The following is a 21,914-nucleotide window of genomic DNA, read 5'->3' on the forward strand; positions in this document are numbered from 1 at the left end:
TGCCGTGTCGCAACATCATCATCGCGCGTGCGTCACATCGGCGCGCCGCGTGCACGGAAGGAGACTGCAGCGATGATCGTCACGACGACCAGCATGAGCGCCGCGTTGACCGCGTGCAGACCGACACCGATCGCAAGACGTCCTTCGAGCGCGCGGTGCACAAGCACGTACTGCAGTGCAATCTGGATGATCGGCATCGCCGCGAGCCCGATCGACCGCCACCCCAGCGCGCCCAGCCAGGCTACGATCGGCAGGGGAACGACCAGCCATTGAAACACGGCAACCCAGGCCTGGTGATAGCTCCACCACTCCGGATTGGTCATCGCCGCCATGCCGGCGGTGAAGAACTGCACGAACAGAGCGATGACCAGCAGGACCGCCAGCCACGTCAATGCCGTGCGCGCCGGGACGACAATATCGCGGCGTGTCATGCGAGAATGCGCCAGTCGGCACCGCTCGTGTCGAGCGCGGCATGCAGTGCCATTAGCCGCTGGTCGAACGCTGGATCGAGCCGCAGATGCGGCGCAGCGCGCAACGCCAGCGCGACCGCCAGCCTGTCCGTATCGCTGCCGCTGCGCAAGACATGCTCCAGCGCGGCAATGCCCTCCGCGTCGGCGTGCGGCGCAACACAGCGCCAGACTTCGCGGCTGATGGGCCGCCCCGCGGCCCAGCGCTCATGGGCCAGCCCCACCAGCATGGTGGAGAGGTGCGGATTGCCGCGGGCATCCAGACCCTGGATCGGCCACAGTGGCGCTTCGATGAAGATCGCCTTCACCACCATGTGGTTCCAGGCGTCCTCGTCGAAGAACGTGCCGGGATAGGGATTGCGGTGCGCCACCGCCTCGAACACCGGCCGCATGCCGGAGCGCACCGCCTCGCGCGCCCGCGGCTCCAGCAGCGCGCCACCCGGGTAGAGCGGCAGGCCCTTGCAGAGCGCGATCAGTTCGTTGATCTCGGCGCTGCGACAGAAGCCATCGAACCGCGCGACAAACGCGGCATCGTCGCCACGATGCCCCGCGAGCATGAAGGCGACCCGAGCCAGTTGATCGACGCTCCACTCCGTGATGTCGAGGCCGTCGCACAGCGCGGCGGCACGGGCGAGGTCGTCAGGGCTGGCCGCGAGATCGGCCTTGCGGAGCTTGCGCGGCGCCAGCCCGATGGCGACGCCGCGCGCCCGTTCGGTCGGCGCATCCAATAGAGTCTGCAGCGTCTGGCCGAACCACGCTGCGCCTGCAGGCGACGCCCGCGCGACCAGATCCGTGGCGAACGCCAGATAGCGACGGGCGCTGGCCTCCCCCGGGTCAACGCCGCCGCCATCCTGCCCGCCGGTCATCGCCTGTCCTCACGTGCCGGGAATGGACATCTGGAACAGGCGCGTCAGCGGATAGCCGACCGCGCACAGCGCGACCAGGGCGAGGCTGCCGCCGGCCAGGCCGACCGCCAGCGCATCGACCAGACAGATCGCCGCAATCAGGCCGGACACCGCCATCGGCACTGCATTGGGCGCACGGCGCTGCGCCAGCAGCCGCACCGCCACGACATCGGCAACGGCCAGCAGCAGCCATGCCGCGATCACCGCGACCTGTCCGGACAGCGCCGACGGCACGGCAACGAGCAACGGCACGGCCAGCAACGCCAGCGGCCAGAGATTGCCGATGCGGTTGAGGCCTTCCTGCTTCGCAGCGTAGGTCAGGCCGGCGACATGGCACGCCAGCGCCGCCGCGCCGATCAGCGTCGCGGTCGAGAGCTGGCCCGTGACGGCCACGCCGGCGCCGATATAGACGAGAGCGCGGCAGGCGCCCATCACCACCGGACTGAACACATTGCCCTTGTGCCAGACGTCGTAGAGCACAATCACGGCCGCAAGCGCCGCGCCGCTGAGCAGCGCGGTGCGGCCGAACACCACCATCAGTACGATCCCACCGATCAGCAGACCGAAGCCGATGGCGGACACCGTGACGGCACGAATTTCGCCGGCATGGATCGGGCGTCCGGGCCGCTCACGCGCGTCGATGGCCCGATCAAAGTAGTCGTTGAGATACATGCCGCCGACATAGAACGCGGTCATCGCCAGCGCGAGCAGCACGATATCGACTGCCGGCGCTCCGCCCGCGATGACGACACCGGCGATCACGTTGGTCCACACCGTCGGCAGGTTGGAGATGCGCCCGAGCCGCAGCAGCGTGGAGAGGCGGGGCAGTGTCACGGCGACGGCCGTCATGCAGTCAACTCCTCCCGACAGAACTGGATTTCCCGCGCGATGTCGGCGGCCTTCGATCCCGTGCGCAGCGCCGCGGGCAGAACATCCCAGGTGTAGGTCTCGACCTCGAGATGCGTCGAGCGGGCGCGCCGGCTGAATGCGGCGAGCACTGCTTCGAGATCGGACCTCGTCGAGCCGATGTCGCCGAGATCGGCGAGGAACAGCGGGACGTGGCAATGGATGCGCCACTCGCCGTCTGCCCGGCCGTCGCGAAAGGCCGCGATCGCGTCCGGCAGATCGACGTAGCGCGTCAACCCGCCGCCGTTACGCACGATGGTCTGGTGCAGGTAGACGCCGTCGTCATAGCGCATCACGGCGTCGATCAGTGCCGGTGTCATCACCGGCACGCGCATCGCCGCCGACAGCTGTACCTTCGGGATCTTGATCCCCGCAGCCAGCAGTTGGTCCATCGCCGCGACCGGATCCTCGTACTCAACCGAGCCGTGGCAGACGTCGTAGCAGACGCCGAGATGATGCCGCAGCAGCTGCTCCGCCTCGTTGCGCTTGGTCCCCGTCGCCGATGCAAGCCTGTCCAGCACCGCGGGCGACCACAGGACGTCCTGGAAGAACGCCAGCGTTTCCTCGACGGTCTCGAGGAAACAGCATGGCTCCGGCTCGAGCGCCAGCGCCATGCGCCGGCCCGTGCGACGCTCGATGTCGACGAGATCTGCGACTGCGCCGATCAAGCTGGCCGCCATGCGATCCGCCGCACCGTCCGCATGGCCGTGCGGCTTGAACGCCCCCGGCACGGTGGAGATGCTTCCTTCCATGTCATCAGGCAACAGCGCGGCGAGCACGGCGGCGCTGTCGGCGGTGAACGACACCCGTTCGACACTGCGCCAGTCCGGTAGATACACGTCTTCCTTCACCCGCACGCCATGAAACGGCCCATAGGGAAAGGCATTGATGGTGAAGACATAGGCGCCGAGGCGCGCGAGCTGATCGCGGAATGCGGCCAGCGCCGCAGGCTGGCGCGCCTGCGCCGCCGCCTCGCCCGACAGCCGCAATCCGATTCCGAGCGGCCGATCCGGCGCGACCGCCGCCTTGATCGCCGGCACATGCTCGTCGAGGCTACCGCAGATCGCAGGCCAGCTTTCGCCGGCATGAATATTGGTGCAGTAGGTCAGGTCCACGCGGCCCGACGGTCCATCAAGCCTCATTGCCTGTCATGCCCTGCTGTGAAGCCAGTCGAGACAGCAACTCATGAGTTCGCCGTCGATCGCATGAACCTCGACGCCGCGGCCGATCTCGGCCAGCAGCGTCACGGTCAATTCGCCGCCCAGGTGCTCCCTGAAGTCGACAAGCCCCTGCAGCAGCGCCAGCCGTCCGGCGGCATCGCGCTGCAGCAGCCGCTCGTGCCACAGCGTGAAGCCGAGCCGCTGCAGCAGCCGCAGAACGCGATCGTCCTCGCCGGGGCGCAGCAAGCCTGTTGCCACCGAATAGCGGGCGTCGAGCGCAACGCCGATGGCAACGGCCTCACCATGGTTGATCGCATGACCGCTGAGATGCTCGAGCTTGTGGGCCGACCAGTGGCCGAAATCGAGCGGACGGGCGGAGCCGGCCTCGAATGGATCGCCGCCGAGCCGGATCTGGCGCATGTGCAGTTCGGCCGATTGCCGGATCAGATGATCGAGATGAGGCGGCGAGAACTGCGCCAGCGCCTCGGCATGTGTCTCGATCCACGCAAAGAAAGCCGCATCACGGATCAGCGCCACCTTGACCGCCTCGGCCATGCCTGCGCGCTTCTCGCGCGGCGGCAGCAGGTCGATGAAGGTGCTGTCGTTGATGACGGCCCAGGGCGGCGCGAAGGTGCCGATGAGATTCTTCAGCCCGCGGGCATTGACCGCGTTCTTGACGCCGACGCCGCTGTCGTCTTGCGCCAGCACCGTGGTCGGAAAACGGATGTGGCGGACGCCGCGATGAAAGGTCGCGCAGGCGTAGCCGACGGCGTCCAGCACCGCGCCGCCGCCGATGGCGATCGCATAGGAGTGCCGGTCGATCGCACGCTCGGCGAGTGCGGCAATCAGCCCCGGCACGATCTGCGGATCGTTCTTGCTGGCCTCGCCGCCTGCCACGACGACCGGCTCGCCGATCACATCGATCTGTCCGGCGTGCGCTACGGCATAGGCCTGGATACGTCCGGCGAGATCCGGCATCGCGGCCAGAACACCAGCATCGACGAACATCGCGCAGCGATGGCGCTTGGCAGGCTCGCGTCGTGCGACGACATCGAGCAGGCAGCGATTGACGGGCGCGAACGCATCACGGGTGAAGACCACCGGATATTCGTACGCCACGGCGAAGGATTGCATCCGGACATCGGTCCCGCCACGCTCCTGCGACAGAGACGGATCGTGATCGGACCACGTGGATGCGGACGAGGGCGACGTCGAATGGTCCGGCGAAGTCTTCTCAAGCATCGAGCTCTTTTCGAGCGTCGAAGTCTTGTCGAGCGTCGAAGTCTTATCAAGCATCGAAGTCTTGTCGAGCATGAAGTCTTTCCTCACGCGGACCGGTCTTGCTTGGCTTGAGCTCGCGGGCCGGGCCGCTTTACGCGCGTCGATATCGGTGCGGTGCTTCCTCCGGACGTTGCTCGGGGCGCAGCTCAGGAACAAATTGATCAATAACGCTGGACAGCGTGCCACTTCGCTTGCAGGTTTGGCAAGTCGATTTGCCGCCTCTGCCACAATCTCCCATGACATTCCGTGCCCGCCGGGCGCGCGTCGTCTGCAACTCCCGGAGACCGGATGTGAGACCTGTGCTCGCCATGATCGTCGTCGGGCTGACACCCCGTCATCTCGGCGCCCACACGCCCCGGCTGGCCGCGCTGGCGCGCGAGGGGGCGATGGCGCCGCTCACCACCGTCACGCCCGCGGTCACCTGCAGCGTGCAGGCCAGCTTCATGACAGGGCTGGCGCCGCGCGATCACGGAATTGTCGCCAATGGCTGGCTCTTCCGCGACCAGATGGAAGTGCTGCTGTGGCGGCAATCCAACCGGCTGGTCGGCGGCGAGAAGATCTGGGAGGCCGGCAAGGCCCGCGACGGCGCCTTCACCTGCGCCAACATGTTCTGGTGGTACAACATGGCGTCGCAGCATGACATCGGCGCGACGCCGCGTCCGATCTACAAAGCCGATGGGCGCAAGCTGCCGGACTGCTACACTGTTCCCGCTGGCCTGCGCGACCGCCTGACCGAAACGCTCGGCCCGTTCCCGCTCTTCCAGTTCTGGGGCCCGGCCACAACCATCGCCTCGACGCGCTGGATCGCCGAGGCGACGAAGCAGGTGATGCGCGACAGCAGCCCCACGCTGACCCTCGCCTACCTGCCGCATCTCGACTACGACCTGCAGCGCCATGGCCCCGACGAGAGCCATCCCGCCGTGCGCGCATCGCTGGAGGCGATCGACGCCGTTGCAGGCGATCTCGCCGATGCCGCCCGCGCCGAGGGGCGTTCTGTCATCGTGCTGTCGGAATATGGCATCACCCCGGTCGACCGCCCCATCCACATCAACCGGGCGCTGCGCGATGCTGGCCTGCTCGCCGTCCGCGAGGAGGATGGCGGCGAGCTGCTCGATCCGATGGCTTCCAAGGCGTTCGCGCTCGCCGACCACCAGATCGCCCATGTCTATGTCGCCGATCCCGCATTGCAACCGGCGGTCCGCGCACTGCTGGCGGAGCTGCCCGGTGTCGAGCAGGTGCTGGATGACGCCGGCAAGCGCGCCGCCGGCATCGACCATGAACGCTCCGGGGAGTTGGTCGCGCTCGCCGACGCCCGGTCGTGGTTCACCTATTATTACTGGAACGAAGACACGCGCGCGCCGGACTTCGCCCGGACCGTCGAGATCCACCGCAAGCCGGGCTACGATCCGGTCGAACTGTTCCTCGATCCCGCGATCGCCTGGCCGAAGCTGGCCATCGGCAAGCGGCTGGTCCAGCGCAAGCTCGGCTTCCGGGCGCTGATGGACGTCATTCCGCTCGACGCCTCGCTGGTGCGCGGCTCCCATGGCCGGCCGACCGACGATGCCTGCGACGGACCGCTGATCATCGCCGATCGCGCCGAACTTCTCGGCGACCGCAAGACCATCGCCGCGACCGACGTGAAATCACTGTTGCTCGACGCCGTGTTCGGCCGCTGACGCCGCGGAACGCTGGCCGCGCCGGCGCGTCACGGTGATCTCCGCCAGGATCGACATGGCGATCTCCTCCGGCGTGATGGCGCCGAGGTCGAGCCCGGCCGGCGCCTTGACGCGCTCGAGCACGGCCGCGGCGATGCCGGCCGCGACAAGCTTCTCATGCAGCGCCGCCATCTTGCGGCGGCTGCCGACAAAGGCGTGGTAGGACGCGTCGATCGACAGCGCCGCCCGCAACGCGGCCTCGTCGCCCCGGCCCTGGGTCGCGACCACGACAAAACGTCGCGCCGCATGCAGGTGCTCCGGGCGATAGCCATCGACCACCACGTCGGCATCGGGAGGCTCGGGCAGATCCGCCACCGGAGCCGCCAGCGTGACGTGGTAGCCGAGACCGCGCGCCTGCGCGGCGAGCGCCAGGGCGACCGGGCTTGCGCCGATCACCACCAGCGCCGGATGCGGCAGCATCGGCTCGACGAAGATGTCCATGGTGCCTTTGCTCGGACACATGTTGGTGGCGAAACGCACGCCGTCGCGGCTGTCGCCGGGGCGCACCTCAAGCTCCGCGAGCAGGTCTTCCGGCTGTACCGACACCATGCGCGGCTCGCCGTCGGCGAGTGCGTCGCGCGCCGCCTTCAGCACGGCGCCACGGGCACAGCCGCCGCCGATCCAGCCGGCCACGATGGTCCCGTCCGGGCGAATCACCGCCTTGGCGCCGGCTTTCGCCGCCGTCACCGAGACCGTGCGCACCACGGTCGCGAGCACGAATGCCTCCTCGGCCGCCTGCAGGCGGGCCACCAGATCCATCACCTCGACATGGACGGTCATCACCGCCTCCGTCACAGCGCCGCGAGATAGGGTTCGAGATCGGCAAGGCTCTTGAGCGTATGGGCTGGCGCAAACAGATCGACATGCGGCAACGCCGCCTTCATGCCTGCGGCCTCCGGCGCGTATCCCTTCCAGCCCAGCATCGGATTGAGCCAGACGATACGGCGGCAGCGCCGCCCAAGCGCCGCCATTTCGCGGCCGAGCAGCGCCGCATCGCCGGTCTCATAGCCGTCCGAGACGATCATCACACACGTGCGTCCATGGATCACGCGGGCCGCGTGGCTGCGATTGAATGTCTGCAGGCACTCGCCGATGCGGGTGCCGCCACCACTTCCCTGCGCCATCATCGCCAGACGATCGAGCGCCCGCGCGGGATCGCGCTCTTTCATCGCATCCGAGACATGGGCGAGACGCGTGTGGAACAGGAAGGCCTCCGCCTCACGGAATGCATCGAGCACGCCATGGACGAAGCGCAGGAATACGCCGGTGTACAGGCTCATCGAGCCGGACGCATCGAGCAGGATCACCAGCCGCAGCGGCTTGACCTTGCGTTGCCGCCGCATCAATTCGATCGGCACGCCGCCGCGGCCGATGCTGTGATGAATGGTGCGGCGCAGGTCCAGCCGGCGGCCCCGGCGGCGCACGCGATCCCGGCGCGTCAGGCGCGTGCGCATCGCACGCGCCAGCTTCGCCGCTACTGCGTGGGCGGCCTCGATCTGCTCCGGATCGGCCATGTGGCGAAAATCGACATCGGCCAGCGTCTCGCTGCGGGTCGCGCCCTCGCTGCGCCCTTCCCCGCCCGCCGGCGGTGCGGTCCCACCGTCTCCGGCCATCTGATCGACCGGTGCCGATCCGCCAGCCTGCATCCGCGCAGCGGAGTCAAGGCTCTTGAGCGATGGATTGTTCGCAGGCTTCGCCGGCCCGGTCGCCAAAGATCGCGATCGCACGCGCTGCCCGAGCCAGAACGCGTCGAACAGACCGTCGAAGCGATCCCAGTCGGCCTTGCGGGCCGAAAACAGGTGCTTGAACGCCGAGCGCAGCAGGCCCGGGCGTTCGGCATATCCCGCCGCCACCAGCACCGCGGCGTCCTGCCCTTCCTGCAGGCCGACAGTGAAGGCATTGTCCCGCAGCGTGCGCAGGAAGGCGGCCAGCGTCTGCGCCATCGCACGCGAGGCGTCGCGCATCTCCTCCGCCGTACAGGGTGTGCCGCAGCAGCTCATGCGACCTTTCCCAGCAGCCGTGCGGTGACTTCAGGCCGGAAGGCGGCCTTGTCCTCGCGGGTCTTCAACAGGCACATCAGCGTCTCGTGAACCGTTTCAGGCGCGTCGCGCAAGTCGCGGACGTCGAGCCCGACCAGCGCTGCCGCCCAGTCCAGCGTCTCGGCGACGCCCGGCACCTTGCGCAGGTCCTCCCTGCGCACGCCATCAACCATCCGGGCGATTTGCAGGGCCAGCGTCGTGTCGATTCCCGGCACCCGGGCGAGGATGATGCGCGCCTCGCGGTCGACGTCCGGGTAATCCAGATAGTGATAGAGGCAGCGCCGGCGCAGCGCGTCCGACAGTTCGCGCGTGGCGTTCGAAGTCAGTACCACATGAGGAATCGTGCGCGCCTTGACGGTGCCAAGTTCCGGGATCGAGACCTGGAAATCCGACAGCAGCTCCAGCAGGAACGCCTCGAACTCGTCGTCGGCGCGGTCGATCTCGTCGATCAGCAACACGACCGGCCGCTCGCGGCGGATGGCCGCAAGCAGGGGACGCTCCAGCAGATACTTCTCCGAGAAAATCGCATCCTCGATACCGGCTCCGCCGGCGCCGCGATGAGCCTCGATCGCCAGCAACTGGCGCTGATAGTTCCACTCATAGAGGGCGGCCGATTGATCCAGCCCCTCGTAGCACTGCAAGCGGATCAGCTCCGTGCCGTGCACCGCCGCCAGCGCTTTGGCGACCTCGGTCTTGCCTACGCCCGCCTCGCCTTCCAGCAGCAGGGGGCGCGACAGCAACTGCATCAGCGCGATCGCGGTCGCCAGTTCGCCGTCGGCAATGTAGCCGGTGGCGGCCAGGCGCTCCGCGATCTGCTGATGGCTCTTCATGGCGTTGCGAACACCCCGAGCTGCTCCGCCGCCCGCCAGTTGCGCCAATAGTCGTGCGGCATCTGGATATGGGTGCTGCCGAGGAACGAGAATGCGTCGTTGACGGCGTTGGAGAACGCCGGCACGCCGCCGACATTGGGACTTTCTCCGACCCCCTTGGCGCCGATCGGATGGTGCGGCGACGGCGTCACCGTGAAGTCCGTCTCCCAGTGCGGCGTCTCCACCGCAGTCGGCATGAAGAAATCCATGAACGAGCCGGTGACGACATTGCCGCCATCGTCGTAGCGGATCTCCTGCCCCATCGCGATGGCGAACGCCTCCGTCAGGCCGCCATGCACCTGCCCCTCGATGATCATCGGATTGATGCGGGTGCCGCAATCGTCGAGCGCATAGAAGCGACGGACCTTGTAGACTCCCGTATCGACATCGATGTCCATGACGCAGATATAGGCGCCGAACGGATAGGTCATGTTGGGCGGATCGTAATAGCTCACCGCCTCGAGGCCCGGCTCCATGCCGGGCGGCACCGAGTTGTACGCCGCCCAGCAAATATCCTTCATGGTGATCGACTTCTCGGGCAAGCCCTTGATGCGAAAGCCGTCGATGTCCCACTCCAGATCGTCCTCGTGAACCTCGAGCTTGTAGGCAGCGATCATCTGCGCCTTGGCCTTGATCTTGCGCGCGGCCATGGCGATGGCTGCGCCGGCGACCGGCGTCGAGCGCGAACCATAGGTCCCGAGCCCGTAGGGCGCGGTGTCGGTATTCCCCTCCTCGACCATGATGTTGTCGGCGGGAATACCGATCTCCGTGGCGATGATCTGGGCCCATGTCGTCTCGTGGCCCTGCCCCTGGCTCTTGGTGCCCATGCGCGCGATGCCCGCGCCCGTCGGGTGCAGGCGGATCTCGCAGGAGTCGAACATGGCGATCCCGAGAATGTCGCAGTTCTTCGACGGCCCCGCTCCGACGATCTCGGTGAAGAACGACACCCCGATGCCCATGATCTCGCGGGTCTCGCCGCGCTGAAATGCAGCGCGCTTCTCCGCCTGCTCTTTACGCAGATCGGCATAGTGCGTGGTCTCCAGCGCCTTGCGCATGGCGGTGTGGTAGTCGCCGGAGTCATATTCCCAGCCGAGCGCCGAGTGATAGGGAAACTGCTCCGGCTTCACGAAGTTCTTCAGCCGCAGCTCGGCCGGATCGATGCCGAGCTTCTGCGCCAGGATGTCCATTCCCCGCTCGATGCAGTAGGCGGCCTCGGTGACGCGGAACGAGCAGCGATAGGCGACCCCGCCCGGCGCCTTGTTGGTGTAGATGCCGTCCACCGTCAGGTGCGCGACCGGAAAATCATAGGACCCGGTAACGATGTTGAAGAAGCCCGCCGGCCACTTCGACGGATCGGCACAGGCGTCGAACGCGCCGTGATCGGCGAGGACATGGACACGCAGCCCCGTCACCTTGCCGTCCTTCGTCGCCGCGATCTCCGTTGTCATGTGGTAGTCGCGGGCGAACGAGGTCGCCGTGAGGTTTTCGATGCGGTCCTCGACCCATTTCACCGGCTTGCCGGTGACGATCGAGGCCACCGCGGCGCAGATATAGCCGGGATAGGCGCCGACCTTGTTGCCGAAGCCGCCGCCGATGTCCGGCGAGATGACATGAATCTTCTGCTCCGGCAGCTTGGCGATCAGCGACACCACCGTGCGGATGACATGTGGCGCCTGGAAGGTGCCCCAGATCGTCAGCTCGCCCTTGATCTTGTCGAACGAACACACGCACTGGCACGTTTCCAGCGGCGACGGATGGGTGCGGTGATAGGAGATCAGCTCCTTGATGGTGACATCGGCCTTGCGGAAGGCGGCATCGGTCAAATCCTTGTCGCCGACCGTCCATTCGAAAATATGGTTGTGATGCTTGCGCGGACCATGGGCGCCTGAGGTCTTGCCGGCGAGATCCTCGCGCAGCACCGGCGCATCGGCATCCATCGCCTTGAAGGGATCGACCAGTACCGGCAGCGGCTCGTAGTCGACCTCGACCTTGCCGATGCCGTCGTCGGCGGCATAGCGGTCGGTGGCGACGACGAAGGCAACCTCCTGGTTCTGGAACAGCACCTTGCCATCGGCCAGCACCATCTGCACATCGCCGGCGAGCGTCGGCATCCAGGCGAGATTGACCGTTTTCAGCGTTTCGGCCGTGATCACCGCCAGCACGCCCGGCACCTTGAGCGCCTCCTCCGTCCGGATCGCCTTGACACGTGCATGGGCATGGGGCGAGCGCACGAAATCGCCATGCAGCATGCCCGGCAGCTTGACGTCGTCGACGTAGTTGCCCTTGCCCTGGGTAAAGCGGATATCCTCGACCCGCTTGCGCTTGCAGCCCATGCCTTCGAGCCGGGCTTCGCGTTCTTCCCGCGTGGGAGTCATGTCGTTCATTCTGCAGCCTCCCGGAATTCCGTGCCGTTGATCTTCGCCGCAGCGTACTGGATCGCCTTGACGATGTTCTGGTAGCCGGTGCACCGGCAGATGTTGCCGGAGATGCCAATGCGGATCTCCGCCTCGGTGGGCGCCGGATTTTCCTGCAGCAAGCGATGGGCGCGCAGGATCATGCCCGGTGTGCAGTAGCCGCACTGCAGGCCGTGCATCATGCGAAAACCCTCCTGCAGCGCCGACAGCGAACCATCGGGATTGGCCATGCCTTCGATGGTGGTGAGCTCGGCACCGTCGGCCTGGACCGCGAACACGGTGCAGCTCTTCACCGACATGCCGTTGAAATCGACCGTGCAGGCGCCACAGTGGGTGGTTTCGCAGCCGATATGGGTGCCGGTGAGCTGGAGCTGCTCGCGAATGAAATGCACCAGCAGGGTGCGCGCTTCGACGAGGCCCTCGACCTCGGCACCATTGACCTTCATCGTGACGTGGGTCTTCGCCATCGTATCCTCCCTCAGCGCGCGCGGGCGGCGGCGCGCTGCAGCGCCCGCATCACCATGATGCCTCCGACATGCTTGCGGTACGCGACTGGGCCGCGCGCGTCGGCCGCCGGCGCCATGATCGCCCGCGCCGCGGCGGCGGCCTTGGCGAGGGCGGCGGCGTCGAGGCTCGTTCCGATCACCGCATGCGCCGCATCGTCCGCGCGCAGCGGCGTCTCCGACAGATTGGTCAGCCCGATGGCGCATGTCGCGACCTTGCCGCCGGCCATGGTGAGCACGACCGCCGCCGCCGCGGTGGCGTAGTCCCCTACCTTGCGCTTGAGCTTCTCGTAGGCGGATCCATGCCCCTCCGGCGGCACCGGCACGGTGATCGCCGTCAGGATCTCGCCGGGCTCGAGCGCTGTGAAGTAGGCTCCCTGATAGAAGTCCGCCGCCGGAACGTCCCGTGTCCCCTGCCCGCCCTCCAGGCGGTAGCTGGCCCCGAGGGTTATCATCAGGGCCGGCATGTCGTTGCCGGGATCACCGTTGGCGACATTGCCCCCAACGGTCCCGAGATAGCGCACCTGCGGATCGGCGATCAGGTTGGCGGCCTCATGGAGGATCGGCAGGGTCTCGCCGATCAGCGCCGAGGCCAGCAGGTCGTGCTGGGTGGTCATGGCGCCGATGACAATGGCGTTGCCGTCGCGCCGGATGCCTCGCAATGCTGCAATGCCATGAAGATCGATGAGGTGCTCCGGTGTGGCGAGCCGCAGCTTCATCATCGGGATCAGGCTGTGACCGCCGGCGATCGGCCGCGCCTCGCTGCCGAGCGACGACAGCAGTTTGACCGCGTCGGCAACACTCGCCGGCCGGTGATAGCTGAACGGGCCAGGGATCATGGACGTCCTCCATCCGTCTTGTTGGCGCGTGAGGCGCGCAGACGTTGACGGAAGGCTCCCGCCGGCCCCGGCGGCATGCAAGACGCCGGCGATCAGCCGGGCACGAAGCGCCGAAATTCCCACGAACGGCGGCCGATGCGCATGAAATGCGTCAGCTCTTATGACCTGTCTGAACTTCGGAGACAGGTCCGACGGCCGGAATCATACCGGCACTACGTCGTCCGGCCATCCCGAGCATTGCCTTGAGCTCCGCGAGCCTGGCGCGGCTCACCGGCACGCGGTGCGGCGCCGGGCCATCGAGCTCCACCACGGCACCATCGCCCTCCTTGCGAACGAACGTGACATGGGGGATGGCAACGATGTGGCTGCGATGGACGCGAATGAACTGCGACGGGTCGAGCTGGGCCTCTGCCTCGGAAATCGACCACAGGCACATCCGCTCGCGCGTGCCATCGTGCACCAGAGTGTAATGGGCGTTGGCGCGCAGGCTGCGGACGTCGCCGACATCGACCAGATGCGTGCCTTCCGCGCCCTCCACCGGTACGCGGGCCACGGGCGCGGCCCGCGGCTGGCCCAGACCGCCGAGCGGGCCGGGCATGAGGCGCTGGGTGGACCTGCTGCGATCGTCGTGCCCGTCGAGTTCGACCATAGCCTGCACTTCGGCCGGGATCGCGGCACCGTCCCCGACCGCCTCGGTCACGCGCCCGCGGGAATCCGGCACCAGCGACAGCAGGAAACCGCCGGCGATCACGAAACTCAGCACCGCCACGATCACTGCCAGCCATTGCTGCGACACCGCGAGCCCGGTCATATTCATATGATGACCGGCGCCGGCCATCGGCATGAAACGCATCCCCGCCATCGCGGTGTAGTGCATCCCGGAGACCGCGATGCCGAACGCCGCTGCGCTGGCCGCGAGCCGGATCCCTTCATGCCCGGCGAGGAAAGCGCGGAGGCCGCCATAGGCGGCGATCACCGCGATCAGCACCGACAGCGCCACCATTCCGCCGCGGTGAACGATGGCGAAGCCGCCGGCGAGCCCGTGAATGCCGACATAATGCATGCTGGCGATGCCGGCACCGAGCAATACCGCCGACGACGCGAGGCGCGTCAGCGTCGGCTCGCCGACGCTGACGAAGAACAGCGACACACCGACCACCAGCGCGCAGATCAGGAACGAGACGACAGTCGGCAGGACGAGATAGACGGCGTCAGCCGGCATCGGCGCCGCCAGGATGCCGATGAAATGCATGGTCCAGATACCGACGGCGAAAAAGCCGGCTGCGCCGGCCAGCAGCAAGCGACGGCTCGCGCCCGGAACGGCACGAATGCGCGCCGCAAGGCTGAAACCGGTATACCCACCCAGGATCGCGATCCCCACCGAGAGCGCGACGAGAAAAGGATCGTGTCCATCGAACATGATCGCCTCGGCGGCCCGTCGCCACGGGCGCGCCTCCTCCGCCGGCGAAGTGTAGCCGCGGCGGGAGAATTGACAATCTGTCGGGATCGGCAGCCGTGGCCGCAGCGCAGCATCATCACGGCGGGACGCGCGGAGCGCGACAATCGTTGACGCCGGGCGCCGCGGAAGCGCGTTCCACGACATCCGCGGCACGATGCGGCGGCATTGTGTCGCCGCCGCACTGAATGATGGACGTCGGCGTCGCGATCAGGCCGCCGGCAGGATGGTGCCCTCGACTTCACCGAAGCCGACGCGATAGCCGTCGCCCTGGCAGAAGCCGGTGATGGCGAGGGAATCACCATCCTCCAGGAAGGTGCGGCGTTCGCCGCCAAGCTCGATCGGCTCGGCGCCACCCCAGCTGATCTCGAGCAGGCTGCCGCGCTGATCCTTTTCCGCGCCGCTGATCGTGCCCGAACCGAGCAGATCGCCGACGTTCATGGCGCAACCGGACGAGGCGTGATGGACAAGCTGCTGCACCGACGACCAGTACATGTACTTGAAGTTGGTGCGGCAGATGCGTTCCGGCGCGGTCATCTTCGCGGTGCGCAGCGTGACGTCGAGGGTGAGATCGTAGTTGTTGGCGCCGGCCTGCTGCAGATAAGGCAGCGGCTTGGGATCTTGCGCCGGGCCTTGGACGCGGAACGGCTCGAGCGCCTCGCGGGTGACGATCCACGGGCTGATCGAGGTCGCGAACGCCTTGGCCTGGAATGGGCCGAGCGGCACATATTCCCACTGCTGGATGTCGCGGGCGCTCCAGTCGTTGAGCAGCGTGAAGCCGAAGATCATCGCCTCGGCCTCGGCCTCCGACAGGCGCTTGCCCATCTCGGACGGCTGGCCGACCACGACACCCATTTCGAGTTCGAAGTCGAGCCTCTTGCAGGGGCCGAAGCTCGGCACTTCGGCGGTCGGCGGCTTGAGCTGGCCGTGCGGGCGGCGCACCTGCGTGCCGCTGACCACCACCGTGGAAGCACGGCCATTGTAGCCGATCGGAATGTGCAGCCAGTTCGGCAGCAGCGGGTTCGACTTGTCGCGGAACATGATGCCGACATTGGTGGCGTGCTCCTTCGACGAATAGAAGTCGGTGAAGCCGGCGACCGCAAGCGGCAGATGGAGCTGGACGTCGCGCCGCGCGTGCAACGCGCCCTGGCGCAGCACGGCGTTGTCGCGCAGCTCGCCATTGTCGTGGCGCAGCAGCTCACTGATGCGGGCGCGGGTCTTGCTCCACACGGCGGGTCCCAGCGCCATGAAAGCGTTGATCGACGGCTGGGCAAACACACCCCTGGCGCTGCCCACAGTCAGGACGCCGGCGGCTTCCAGCGCCGCGAGGTCGAGCACCTGGTCGCCGATCGCGACGCCGACACGGGGCGTGGCATCGGTCTTGGTCGAGAATACGCCGTACGGCAGGTTCTGGATGGGGAAATCGGACGCCGGATCGACGTCGACGAAGGAACGGAGCTTGGGATCGTTGGGATGGCTCATCGGAGTGCTTTCGACAGAACGGATGGGTTATTCGGCATCGGCCTGACGGCCGGGTTCGGCGGCGGCAAAGGCTTCGAGCTTGGCCGCTGCGGCATCGATGCCGCGGATGCGCGCATAGGGCGCGAGATCGAGCCCGAAGCGGCGAGCGTTGAACACCTGCGGCACGATGCAGATGTCGGCCAGCGTCGGACGCTCACCGAGCGCAAACGGTCCCGGCAGTTCCTTGAGCCGGGCCTCGATGGCGTCGAAGCCGAGCTTGATCCAGTGCTGCGACCAGGCATTACGGGTCGGCTCGTCGACGCCGATCTGGTTCAGGCGGTTGAGCACCCGCAGGTTCCCGATCGGATGGATATCGCTGGCGACCGTGAAGGCGATCTCGCGAGCGATGGCACGCTGCTCGGCATTGCCCGGCAGCAACGGCGGCTCGGGATGGGTCTCGTCGAGATACTCGATGATCGCAAGCGACTGTGCGAGATGGAAGCCGCCGTCGATCCAGTACGGCACGAGGCCGGCCGGATTGACCTTGAGATACTCCGGCCCGGTCTGCTCGCCCTTGCGCAGATGGATGAACTTGTTGTCGGCGCTCAGCCCCTTGAGGCCGAGGGCGATGCGAACGCGGTAGGCCGCGGTCGAGCGGTAGTAGCCATAGAGCGTGGCGTGATCGGACATCTGGCACCGGTTGAAAAGCGAAGAGCCCCCGCCACGCAGGACGTGGCGAGGGCCCGATGGAAGGTTACGGCTTGGTCGGGTCGAACTTCTTTTCGAGACCCTTCCAGCAGTCGGCGTAATCGTCCTGCAGGGTAGCCGACGACGCGGCATGCGCCGTGACGCGTTGCGGGAAACGCGTCTCGAACATGAATGCCATGGTGCCCGTGAGCTTGACCGGCTTGAGCTCGCCATTACTGGCGTGGTCGAAGGCATCGCGATCCGGGCCGTGCGGCAGCATGCAATTGTGCAGGCTCAAGCCACCGGGGGTAAAACCCTGCGGCTTGGCATCGTAGACGCCGTAGATCAGGCCCATGAACTCCGACATGATGTTCATGTGATACCATGGCGGACGGAACGTGTTCTCCGCCACCATCCAGCGCTCCGGGAAGATCACGAAGTCGATGTTGGCGGTGCCGGCGGTTTCCGACGGCGACGTCAGCACCGTGAAGATCGACGGATCCGGATGGTCGAACGCGATGGCGCCGACCGGCGAGAAGGTGCGCAGGTCGTACTTGTAGGGCGCATAGTTGCCGTGCCAGCCGACGACGTCGATCGGCGAATGCGGCAGCGTGGTCGCCCACAATGTACCGCCCCACTTCACGAACAGCTCGGTCGGCGTGTCCTTCTCTTCATAGGCCGCGACCGGGGTAAGGAAGTCACGGGCATTGGCGAGGCAGTTGGCGCCGATCGGGCCACGCTCCGGCAGGGTGAACGCGCCGCCATAGTTCTCGCAGAGATAGCCGCGGGCCGGCCCACCATTGAGCTCGACGCGGAACTTGACGCCGCGCGGGATCACGACGATTTCGGCCGGCTCCGCATCGATCACGCCGAACTCGGTGACGAAGCGCAGCTTGCCCTGCTGCAACACGAACATCATCTCGCCGTCCGCGTTGTAGAAATGCTGATCGACCATCGACTTGGTGATCAGGTAGACGTGCGCCGCCATGCCCGCCTGGGTGTTGGCGTCGCCCGCGGTGGTCATGGTCTGCACGCCGTCGATGAAGGTCAGCTCCTTGGACGGGATGGGGGTCGGATCCCAGCGCAGCTGGCCGACCGGCATCTCGGTCTCGAAGCACGGCGCGGTGCGCCACAGGCCACCATCGACCTTCTTGAAACGGCCGGAGTGCAGCACCGACGGACGGATGCGGTACAGCCAGGAACGCTCGTTGGTGCCGCGCGGCGCGGTGAACGGCGATCCCGAGAGCTGTTCGGCATAGAGGCCGTAAGCCGCACGCTGCGGCGAGTTGCGGCCGATCGGCAGCACGCCGGGCAACGCCTCGGTCTCGAAGCTGTTGCCGAAGCCGGACATGTAGCCCGGCGTGATGTTGCTCGCCGATCGGGCGACGACATCAGGAGCTGCGTTGTAATTCATGGTCACTCTCCCTGCAGGGCGGCCCACATTTCGCGGTCACGCTCGGCGGTCCAGATCACCGGATCGTCGATACCCGACGCCTCGTCGTAGGCCCGCGAGACGTTGAACGGCAGACAGTGCTCGTAGATGGCGAACTTGGAGAACTTCGGATCCATCACCTCGCGGGTCGCCGACATGCTCTCCTTCAGGGTCCGGCCCTTGGCGACCGAGGTCTCGGCCGCGCCGTACAGCGAGGTGACGAAATCGCGGGTCATGGCGATGGCCTCGCGGCAGGTGGCCGTGCCGTTCAGCGCGTCACCGCGGCCCGGCGCGATCGCCTTCGGATTGAATTCACGAATCTCGTTCAGGGTCATCGGCCACTCGCGCAGGTGCGCATCGCCGCAATAGCAGGCGGAGTGGTATTCGATCAGATCGCCCGAGAACATCACTTCGGCATCCGGCACCCAGGCGACGATGTCGCCAGAGGTGTGGCCGGCGCCGAGCTGCATCAGCTTGACCTCGCGCTTGCCAAGGAAGATCGACATCTCGCCTTCGAACGCCAGCGTCGGCCAGGTCAGGCCCGGGATGCTCTCGGCATCGCGGAACAGGCGCGGGAAACGGCCGTACTCGGAGTCCCAGTCCTGCTGGCCACGCTCCTGAATCAGGCGATAGGTCTCCTGCGAGGCGACGATCCCGTCGGCATTATATGCCGAAGCACCGAGTACGCGGACAGCATGATAGTGCGACAGCACGACATACTTGATCGGCTTGTCGGTCACGGTGCGGACGCGCTCGACGACGCTCCTGGCCATCGCCGGCGTCGCCTGGGCATCGAACACGAGGCAGCCGTCGTCGCCGACGATCACAGCGGTGTTGGGGTCGCCCTCCGCCGTGAAGGCATAGAGATCGGTGCCGATCTCGGAGAAGGTGATCTTCTTTTCCGAGAGATCGTTGGTGGAAGCGAAGCCTTTGCTCATCGTCTGTGTTCCTGTTGACGCGTCGTCTTGAAGTTTGAGATCTTGAAGTCTTATGACTGCGGCGCCGCCTGTTGGGCAACGCCGTGCCTGGCCAGCGCGATGGCATCGCGCAGCACTTCGATATCGCCGATATGATTGGCGAGAACGAGCACCAGCGCCGCATCGAACGTGGCGCTGTCTTCGTCGTTGAGGCCGCGATGGGCCTCCACGATCAGGCGGAACGCATCGTCCGGCCTGGCGAAATTGGATGTGGTCGACACTGCCATGTTCGAACCTCTAGTTGGCGCCAGCGGCGCGCGCCAGCGCCGCATCGAGCGCCGCACGGGTCGGATGGCGAAAACGCGCGGCGACGTAGCCGTCGGGGCGCAGCAGATAGGCCGTTCCGGGCGCCGCATCATAGCGCTTTTTCGCAAGGCCCGCGTGGTCGGTCAGACCTTCGCCACCGATCCGGATCACGCCGACGCCTTCGGGAACTGGAGCCGCCTGACCGTTGGCGAATTCCAGCACGGTGAAGCGGCGACCTGCGGCGATGAACGCGTCGGTGAGGTACGTCGCCTTGCCGTCGTGCGCGACGAGCGGCGCGTCCAGCATCGAGGCACCGGGGACGACACCGCCATTCCAGCGATCGGCATCCGGCGTCGACAACAGCGTGTCGTAGACCGACGGCACCGACAGGCGTCCGCCATTGACCATGCGCTTGCCGAAATCGGTATCCCGGGCAAGCGCCAGCACAGCGCGACGCAACCGCTCCTCCTCGCGTGAGGTCGGCGCCATGAAATCGGTGGCGCGTGTGGATTCGCGAATGTTCTCGTCCGCTGCCGCGCTGCGCTCGACATGATAGCTGTCGAGAAGCGCAGCGGATGCGCGCCCATCCAGCACCAGCGACAGCTTCCAGGCGAGGTTCTCGGCATCCTCGAGCCCCGAGTTGGCGCCACGCGCGCCGAACGGCGACACCTGATGGGCGGAATCGCCCGCGAACACAACCCGGCCGTGGACGAAGCGATCCATGCGCCGGCACTGGAATTTATAGAGCGAAATCCATTCGAAATCGAAGTTGTCATGACCGAGCATGCGCGTGATGCGCGGACGGACATTCTCCGGCAGCTTCTCGACCGCGGGGTCGGCATCCGGGCTGAGCTGCAGGTCGATGCGCCAGACGTTGTCGGGCTGCCGGTGCAAAAGCGCGGAGCGACCGGCGTGGAACGGCGGATCGAACCAGAACCAGCGCTCGGTGGGGAAATCCGCCGTCATCTTGACGTCGGCAATCAGGAACTGATCCTCGAACACCTTACCGGCGAATTCGGCGCCAACCATGCTGCGCAGCGACGAGCGCGCACCGTCGCAGGCGATCAGATGCGATGCGGACAGACGATATGCGCCTTCAGGCGTCTCGATGGTCACGACCACATGGTCGTTGCGCTGTTCGAGCGCGGTGACCTTGTTGCGCCAGCGCAGGCTGATGCCGGGAAGCTGCGCGGCACGGTCGACCAGATACGCCTCGGCGTAGAACTGCTGCAGATTGATGAAGGCCGGCATCTTGTGGCCGTCCTCGGGCAGCAGATTGAACTGGTAGAGTTGGGACGCGCCGTGGAAAATCCGGCCGACATTCCACACCACGCCCTTGTCGACCATGCGACCGCCGACGCCGAGCCGATCCCAATATTCCAACGAACGCTTGGAAAAGCAGATCGCGCGAGACCCCTCGCCGATACGGTCGGCGTCGTCGAGCAGCACCACCGGATGGCCGCGCTCGGCAAGATCGATGGCGAAGGACAGCCCGACGGGACCGGCGCCGATCACGACAACCGGGTGATGGGCGACCGCCGTGGCCGCACGGTCCTGGTCCGGATGTCGCTGATAGCCGAATTGGGTCGCTGCACCACCGGTCATCACGCCCTCCCGCTTGCTTCACTCTTATCGTGTGATTGTGCTGGCGCTTTCGGGCGCCGGACGCTAAATTAGTCTCACGTGCAACTATATACGCTTCAGCCTCGGGTGCCGTCAACTGCGGAGGCTATCCCATGCACCATCGCTTGACAGGACGGCTGGAACCACTTTCGAATTCAGCGCGCCCCTGATTTCGATTGAGGACGAATCCGAACTGTCGTGCGACGAATGCTGCGGAACCAGGAAACTGCCCGTCATGCCTTGCGGCAAGGCCGGGCTTCTGCCGTGAGATCGTGGCCATGACCAAGCTCGACCTGCTGAAATTCGTGCCGTTCCGGATGAACCGGCTGTCCGCCGCGATCAGTACGGCGCTTTCGAGTGAATACCGCGACCGCTACGGCATCGAGGTGCCGGAATGGCGGGTGATCGCGACACTGGGCTTTCGCGAAGAGCCCTGCACGGCCCAGTTCGTCGTCCAGCACACCAGCACCCATAAATCGACCATCAGCCGGGCGGTGACCAGTCTGCTCGAAAAGGGCCTGATCGAGCGGATCGAGAACCCGGTCGACCGGCGCGAATATGCCCTCCAGCTGTCAGCGGACGGCAGAGTCGTCTACGAAGGCCTGATTCCACGGCTGTTGAACCGGGAGCGGGAGATCCTGTCCGCCCTCGCTCCCGCCGAACTGCGCCAGTTCGAGGCGATCCTGTCGAAGATTGAAAAAAGCCTGGACCTCGTCCAGGCGGACGACCCGCCGTCGACGCCGAGGGACCTCGAGCGGGCCTGACCCGGCCTTCCCTTTCAATTCGCCCTGCCCGCCCGATTCCGCCTGCCGCGGCCGGGGCGGGCCGAAATGCCACGGCCGGCGCCTCGCAACTGTTGCGGTCCTGTTCATAAAATAGCCGATAAGGGTTTCAAACTCGGGATACTTTCCAAGTTCCCGGCGTTAATCTCCCT

The 21,914-nt window shown here is 66.4% G+C and carries 20 protein-coding genes; 2 read left to right on the plus strand and 18 right to left on the minus strand.

Annotated elements, in window-relative coordinates; translation table 11 throughout:
- Window positions 1–32: 32 nt before the first annotated feature.
- Genes JQ639_RS10485 through JQ639_RS10505 form a run of 5 tightly spaced genes read right to left on the minus strand, consistent with a single transcriptional unit; the run spans window position 33 to window position 4,734 of the window.
- A complete protein-coding gene (locus JQ639_RS10485) occupies window positions 33–431 on the minus strand; it encodes a DUF6220 domain-containing protein (RefSeq protein ID WP_211966045.1) in 399 nt (132 codons plus the stop codon).
- Window positions 428–1,333: an EboA domain-containing protein gene (locus JQ639_RS10490; RefSeq protein ID WP_211966046.1), complete on the minus strand. Its 906-nt coding sequence runs from the start codon at window positions 1,331–1,333 to the stop codon at window positions 428–430. The genes JQ639_RS10485 and JQ639_RS10490 overlap by 4 nt, the downstream gene beginning before the upstream one ends.
- A gap of 9 nt (window positions 1,334–1,342) precedes the next feature.
- Window positions 1,343–2,221, minus strand: coding sequence for a UbiA family prenyltransferase (locus JQ639_RS10495; protein ID WP_211966047.1), 879 nt, complete (start codon window positions 2,219–2,221; stop codon window positions 1,343–1,345).
- Entirely contained in the window at window positions 2,218–3,420 is a 1,203-nt protein-coding gene (gene eboE, locus JQ639_RS10500; protein WP_211966048.1) for a metabolite traffic protein EboE, read from the minus strand. Before eboE ends, JQ639_RS10495 begins: the two co-directional genes overlap by 4 nt.
- Window positions 3,421–3,426: 6 nt before the next feature.
- A complete protein-coding gene (locus JQ639_RS10505; protein WP_249158030.1) occupies window positions 3,427–4,734 on the minus strand; it encodes a 3-dehydroquinate synthase in 1,308 nt (435 codons plus the stop codon).
- Window positions 4,735–5,009: 275 nt separating this feature from the next.
- Here JQ639_RS10505 and JQ639_RS10510 point away from each other — a divergent pair, with 275 nt between their 5' ends.
- The gene (locus tag JQ639_RS10510; RefSeq protein ID WP_349644610.1) at window positions 5,010–6,395 is read left to right on the plus strand and encodes an alkaline phosphatase family protein; all 1,386 of its coding nucleotides are present in this window, start codon (window positions 5,010–5,012) and stop codon (window positions 6,393–6,395) included.
- On the opposite strand, the gene JQ639_RS10515 is transcribed toward JQ639_RS10510, so the two are convergent.
- The 13 genes from JQ639_RS10515 to JQ639_RS10575 all read right to left on the minus strand — a co-directional run bounded on the left by JQ639_RS10515 (window position 6,363) and on the right by JQ639_RS10575 (window position 20,962).
- Entirely contained in the window at window positions 6,363–7,214 is an 852-nt protein-coding gene (locus JQ639_RS10515) for an XdhC family protein (RefSeq protein ID WP_211966050.1), read from the minus strand. The genes JQ639_RS10510 and JQ639_RS10515 overlap by 33 nt on opposite strands.
- 11 nt (window positions 7,215–7,225) lie before the next feature.
- Window positions 7,226–8,434 (minus strand): vWA domain-containing protein, encoded by a 1,209-nt coding sequence (locus JQ639_RS10520; RefSeq protein ID WP_211966051.1) that lies wholly within the window; start codon window positions 8,432–8,434, stop codon window positions 7,226–7,228.
- A complete protein-coding gene (locus JQ639_RS10525; RefSeq protein WP_211966052.1) occupies window positions 8,431–9,303 on the minus strand; it encodes an AAA family ATPase in 873 nt (290 codons plus the stop codon). Before JQ639_RS10525 ends, JQ639_RS10520 begins: the two co-directional genes overlap by 4 nt.
- Window positions 9,300–11,726 (minus strand): aerobic carbon-monoxide dehydrogenase large subunit, encoded by a 2,427-nt coding sequence (locus JQ639_RS10530; protein ID WP_211966053.1) that lies wholly within the window; start codon window positions 11,724–11,726, stop codon window positions 9,300–9,302. The genes JQ639_RS10525 and JQ639_RS10530 overlap by 4 nt, the downstream gene beginning before the upstream one ends.
- A complete protein-coding gene (locus JQ639_RS10535; protein ID WP_211966054.1) occupies window positions 11,723–12,223 on the minus strand; it encodes a (2Fe-2S)-binding protein in 501 nt (166 codons plus the stop codon). Before JQ639_RS10535 ends, JQ639_RS10530 begins: the two co-directional genes overlap by 4 nt.
- A gap of 11 nt (window positions 12,224–12,234) precedes the next feature.
- Window positions 12,235–13,098 (minus strand): FAD binding domain-containing protein, encoded by an 864-nt coding sequence (locus tag JQ639_RS10540; RefSeq protein WP_211966055.1) that lies wholly within the window; start codon window positions 13,096–13,098, stop codon window positions 12,235–12,237.
- 151 nt (window positions 13,099–13,249) lie between these two features.
- Window positions 13,250–14,518, minus strand: coding sequence for an MHYT domain-containing protein (locus tag JQ639_RS10545; protein WP_211966056.1), 1,269 nt, complete (start codon window positions 14,516–14,518; stop codon window positions 13,250–13,252).
- Window positions 14,519–14,764: 246 nt separating this feature from the next.
- Window positions 14,765–16,036, minus strand: coding sequence for a fumarylacetoacetase (gene fahA / locus JQ639_RS10550; RefSeq protein WP_211966057.1), 1,272 nt, complete (start codon window positions 16,034–16,036; stop codon window positions 14,765–14,767).
- A 27-nt stretch (window positions 16,037–16,063) separates the two neighbouring features.
- Window positions 16,064–16,705, minus strand: coding sequence for a maleylacetoacetate isomerase (gene maiA / locus JQ639_RS10555; RefSeq protein ID WP_211966058.1), 642 nt, complete (start codon window positions 16,703–16,705; stop codon window positions 16,064–16,066).
- A gap of 64 nt (window positions 16,706–16,769) precedes the next feature.
- The gene (gene hmgA / locus JQ639_RS10560) at window positions 16,770–18,116 is read right to left on the minus strand and encodes a homogentisate 1,2-dioxygenase (RefSeq protein WP_211966059.1); all 1,347 of its coding nucleotides are present in this window, start codon (window positions 18,114–18,116) and stop codon (window positions 16,770–16,772) included.
- 2 nt (window positions 18,117–18,118) lie between these two features.
- Window positions 18,119–19,072 carry an MBL fold metallo-hydrolase gene (locus tag JQ639_RS10565; protein WP_211966060.1) on the minus strand — a complete coding sequence of 318 codons (954 nt, stop codon included), beginning with the start codon at window positions 19,070–19,072 and terminating at the stop codon, window positions 18,119–18,121.
- A gap of 50 nt (window positions 19,073–19,122) precedes the next feature.
- Window positions 19,123–19,338: a DUF2783 domain-containing protein gene (locus tag JQ639_RS10570; RefSeq protein WP_211966061.1), complete on the minus strand. Its 216-nt coding sequence runs from the start codon at window positions 19,336–19,338 to the stop codon at window positions 19,123–19,125.
- Window positions 19,339–19,348: 10 nt separating this feature from the next.
- Window positions 19,349–20,962, minus strand: coding sequence for an FAD-dependent oxidoreductase (locus tag JQ639_RS10575; protein WP_211966062.1), 1,614 nt, complete (start codon window positions 20,960–20,962; stop codon window positions 19,349–19,351).
- 296 nt (window positions 20,963–21,258) lie between these two features.
- Between JQ639_RS10575 and JQ639_RS10580 the strand changes: the two genes are divergently transcribed.
- On the plus strand, window positions 21,259–21,744 hold the full coding sequence (locus JQ639_RS10580) for a MarR family winged helix-turn-helix transcriptional regulator (RefSeq protein WP_211966063.1): 486 nt from the start codon (window positions 21,259–21,261) through the stop codon (window positions 21,742–21,744).
- Window positions 21,745–21,914: the final 170 nt, after the last annotated feature.

Source organism: Bradyrhizobium sp. U87765 SZCCT0048, from assembly GCF_018131225.1.
Classification (GTDB): domain Bacteria; phylum Pseudomonadota; class Alphaproteobacteria; order Rhizobiales; family Xanthobacteraceae; genus Bradyrhizobium_A.

Excerpts from the sequence above, each read along its gene's own strand:
- JQ639_RS10485 (WP_211966045.1), bottom strand. The coding sequence starts at position 431 with ATGACACGCCGCGATATTGTCGTCCCGGCGCGCACGGCATTGACGTGG.
- JQ639_RS10490 (WP_211966046.1), bottom strand. The coding sequence starts at position 1,333 with ATGACCGGCGGGCAGGATGGCGGCGGCGTTGACCCGGGGGAGGCCAGC.
- JQ639_RS10495 (WP_211966047.1), bottom strand. The coding sequence starts at position 2,221 with ATGACGGCCGTCGCCGTGACACTGCCCCGCCTCTCCACGCTGCTGCGG.
- eboE (WP_211966048.1), bottom strand. The coding sequence starts at position 3,420 with ATGAGGCTTGATGGACCGTCGGGCCGCGTGGACCTGACCTACTGCACC.
- JQ639_RS10505 (WP_249158030.1), bottom strand. The coding sequence starts at position 4,734 with ATGCTTGATAAGACTTCGACGCTCGACAAGACTTCGACGCTCGAAAAG.
- JQ639_RS10515 (WP_211966050.1), bottom strand. The coding sequence starts at position 7,214 with ATGACCGTCCATGTCGAGGTGATGGATCTGGTGGCCCGCCTGCAGGCG.
- JQ639_RS10520 (WP_211966051.1), bottom strand. The coding sequence starts at position 8,434 with ATGAGCTGCTGCGGCACACCCTGTACGGCGGAGGAGATGCGCGACGCC.
- JQ639_RS10525 (WP_211966052.1), bottom strand. The coding sequence starts at position 9,303 with ATGAAGAGCCATCAGCAGATCGCGGAGCGCCTGGCCGCCACCGGCTAC.
- JQ639_RS10530 (WP_211966053.1), bottom strand. The coding sequence starts at position 11,726 with ATGAACGACATGACTCCCACGCGGGAAGAACGCGAAGCCCGGCTCGAA.
- JQ639_RS10535 (WP_211966054.1), bottom strand. The coding sequence starts at position 12,223 with ATGGCGAAGACCCACGTCACGATGAAGGTCAATGGTGCCGAGGTCGAG.
- JQ639_RS10540 (WP_211966055.1), bottom strand. The coding sequence starts at position 13,098 with ATGATCCCTGGCCCGTTCAGCTATCACCGGCCGGCGAGTGTTGCCGAC.
- JQ639_RS10545 (WP_211966056.1), bottom strand. The coding sequence starts at position 14,518 with ATGTTCGATGGACACGATCCTTTTCTCGTCGCGCTCTCGGTGGGGATC.
- fahA (WP_211966057.1), bottom strand. The coding sequence starts at position 16,036 with ATGAGCCATCCCAACGATCCCAAGCTCCGTTCCTTCGTCGACGTCGAT.
- maiA (WP_211966058.1), bottom strand. The coding sequence starts at position 16,705 with ATGTCCGATCACGCCACGCTCTATGGCTACTACCGCTCGACCGCGGCC.
- hmgA (WP_211966059.1), bottom strand. The coding sequence starts at position 18,116 with ATGAATTACAACGCAGCTCCTGATGTCGTCGCCCGATCGGCGAGCAAC.
- JQ639_RS10565 (WP_211966060.1), bottom strand. The coding sequence starts at position 19,072 with ATGAGCAAAGGCTTCGCTTCCACCAACGATCTCTCGGAAAAGAAGATC.
- JQ639_RS10570 (WP_211966061.1), bottom strand. The coding sequence starts at position 19,338 with ATGGCAGTGTCGACCACATCCAATTTCGCCAGGCCGGACGATGCGTTC.
- JQ639_RS10575 (WP_211966062.1), bottom strand. The coding sequence starts at position 20,962 with ATGACCGGTGGTGCAGCGACCCAATTCGGCTATCAGCGACATCCGGAC.
- JQ639_RS10580 (WP_211966063.1), top strand. The coding sequence starts at position 21,259 with ATGACCAAGCTCGACCTGCTGAAATTCGTGCCGTTCCGGATGAACCGG.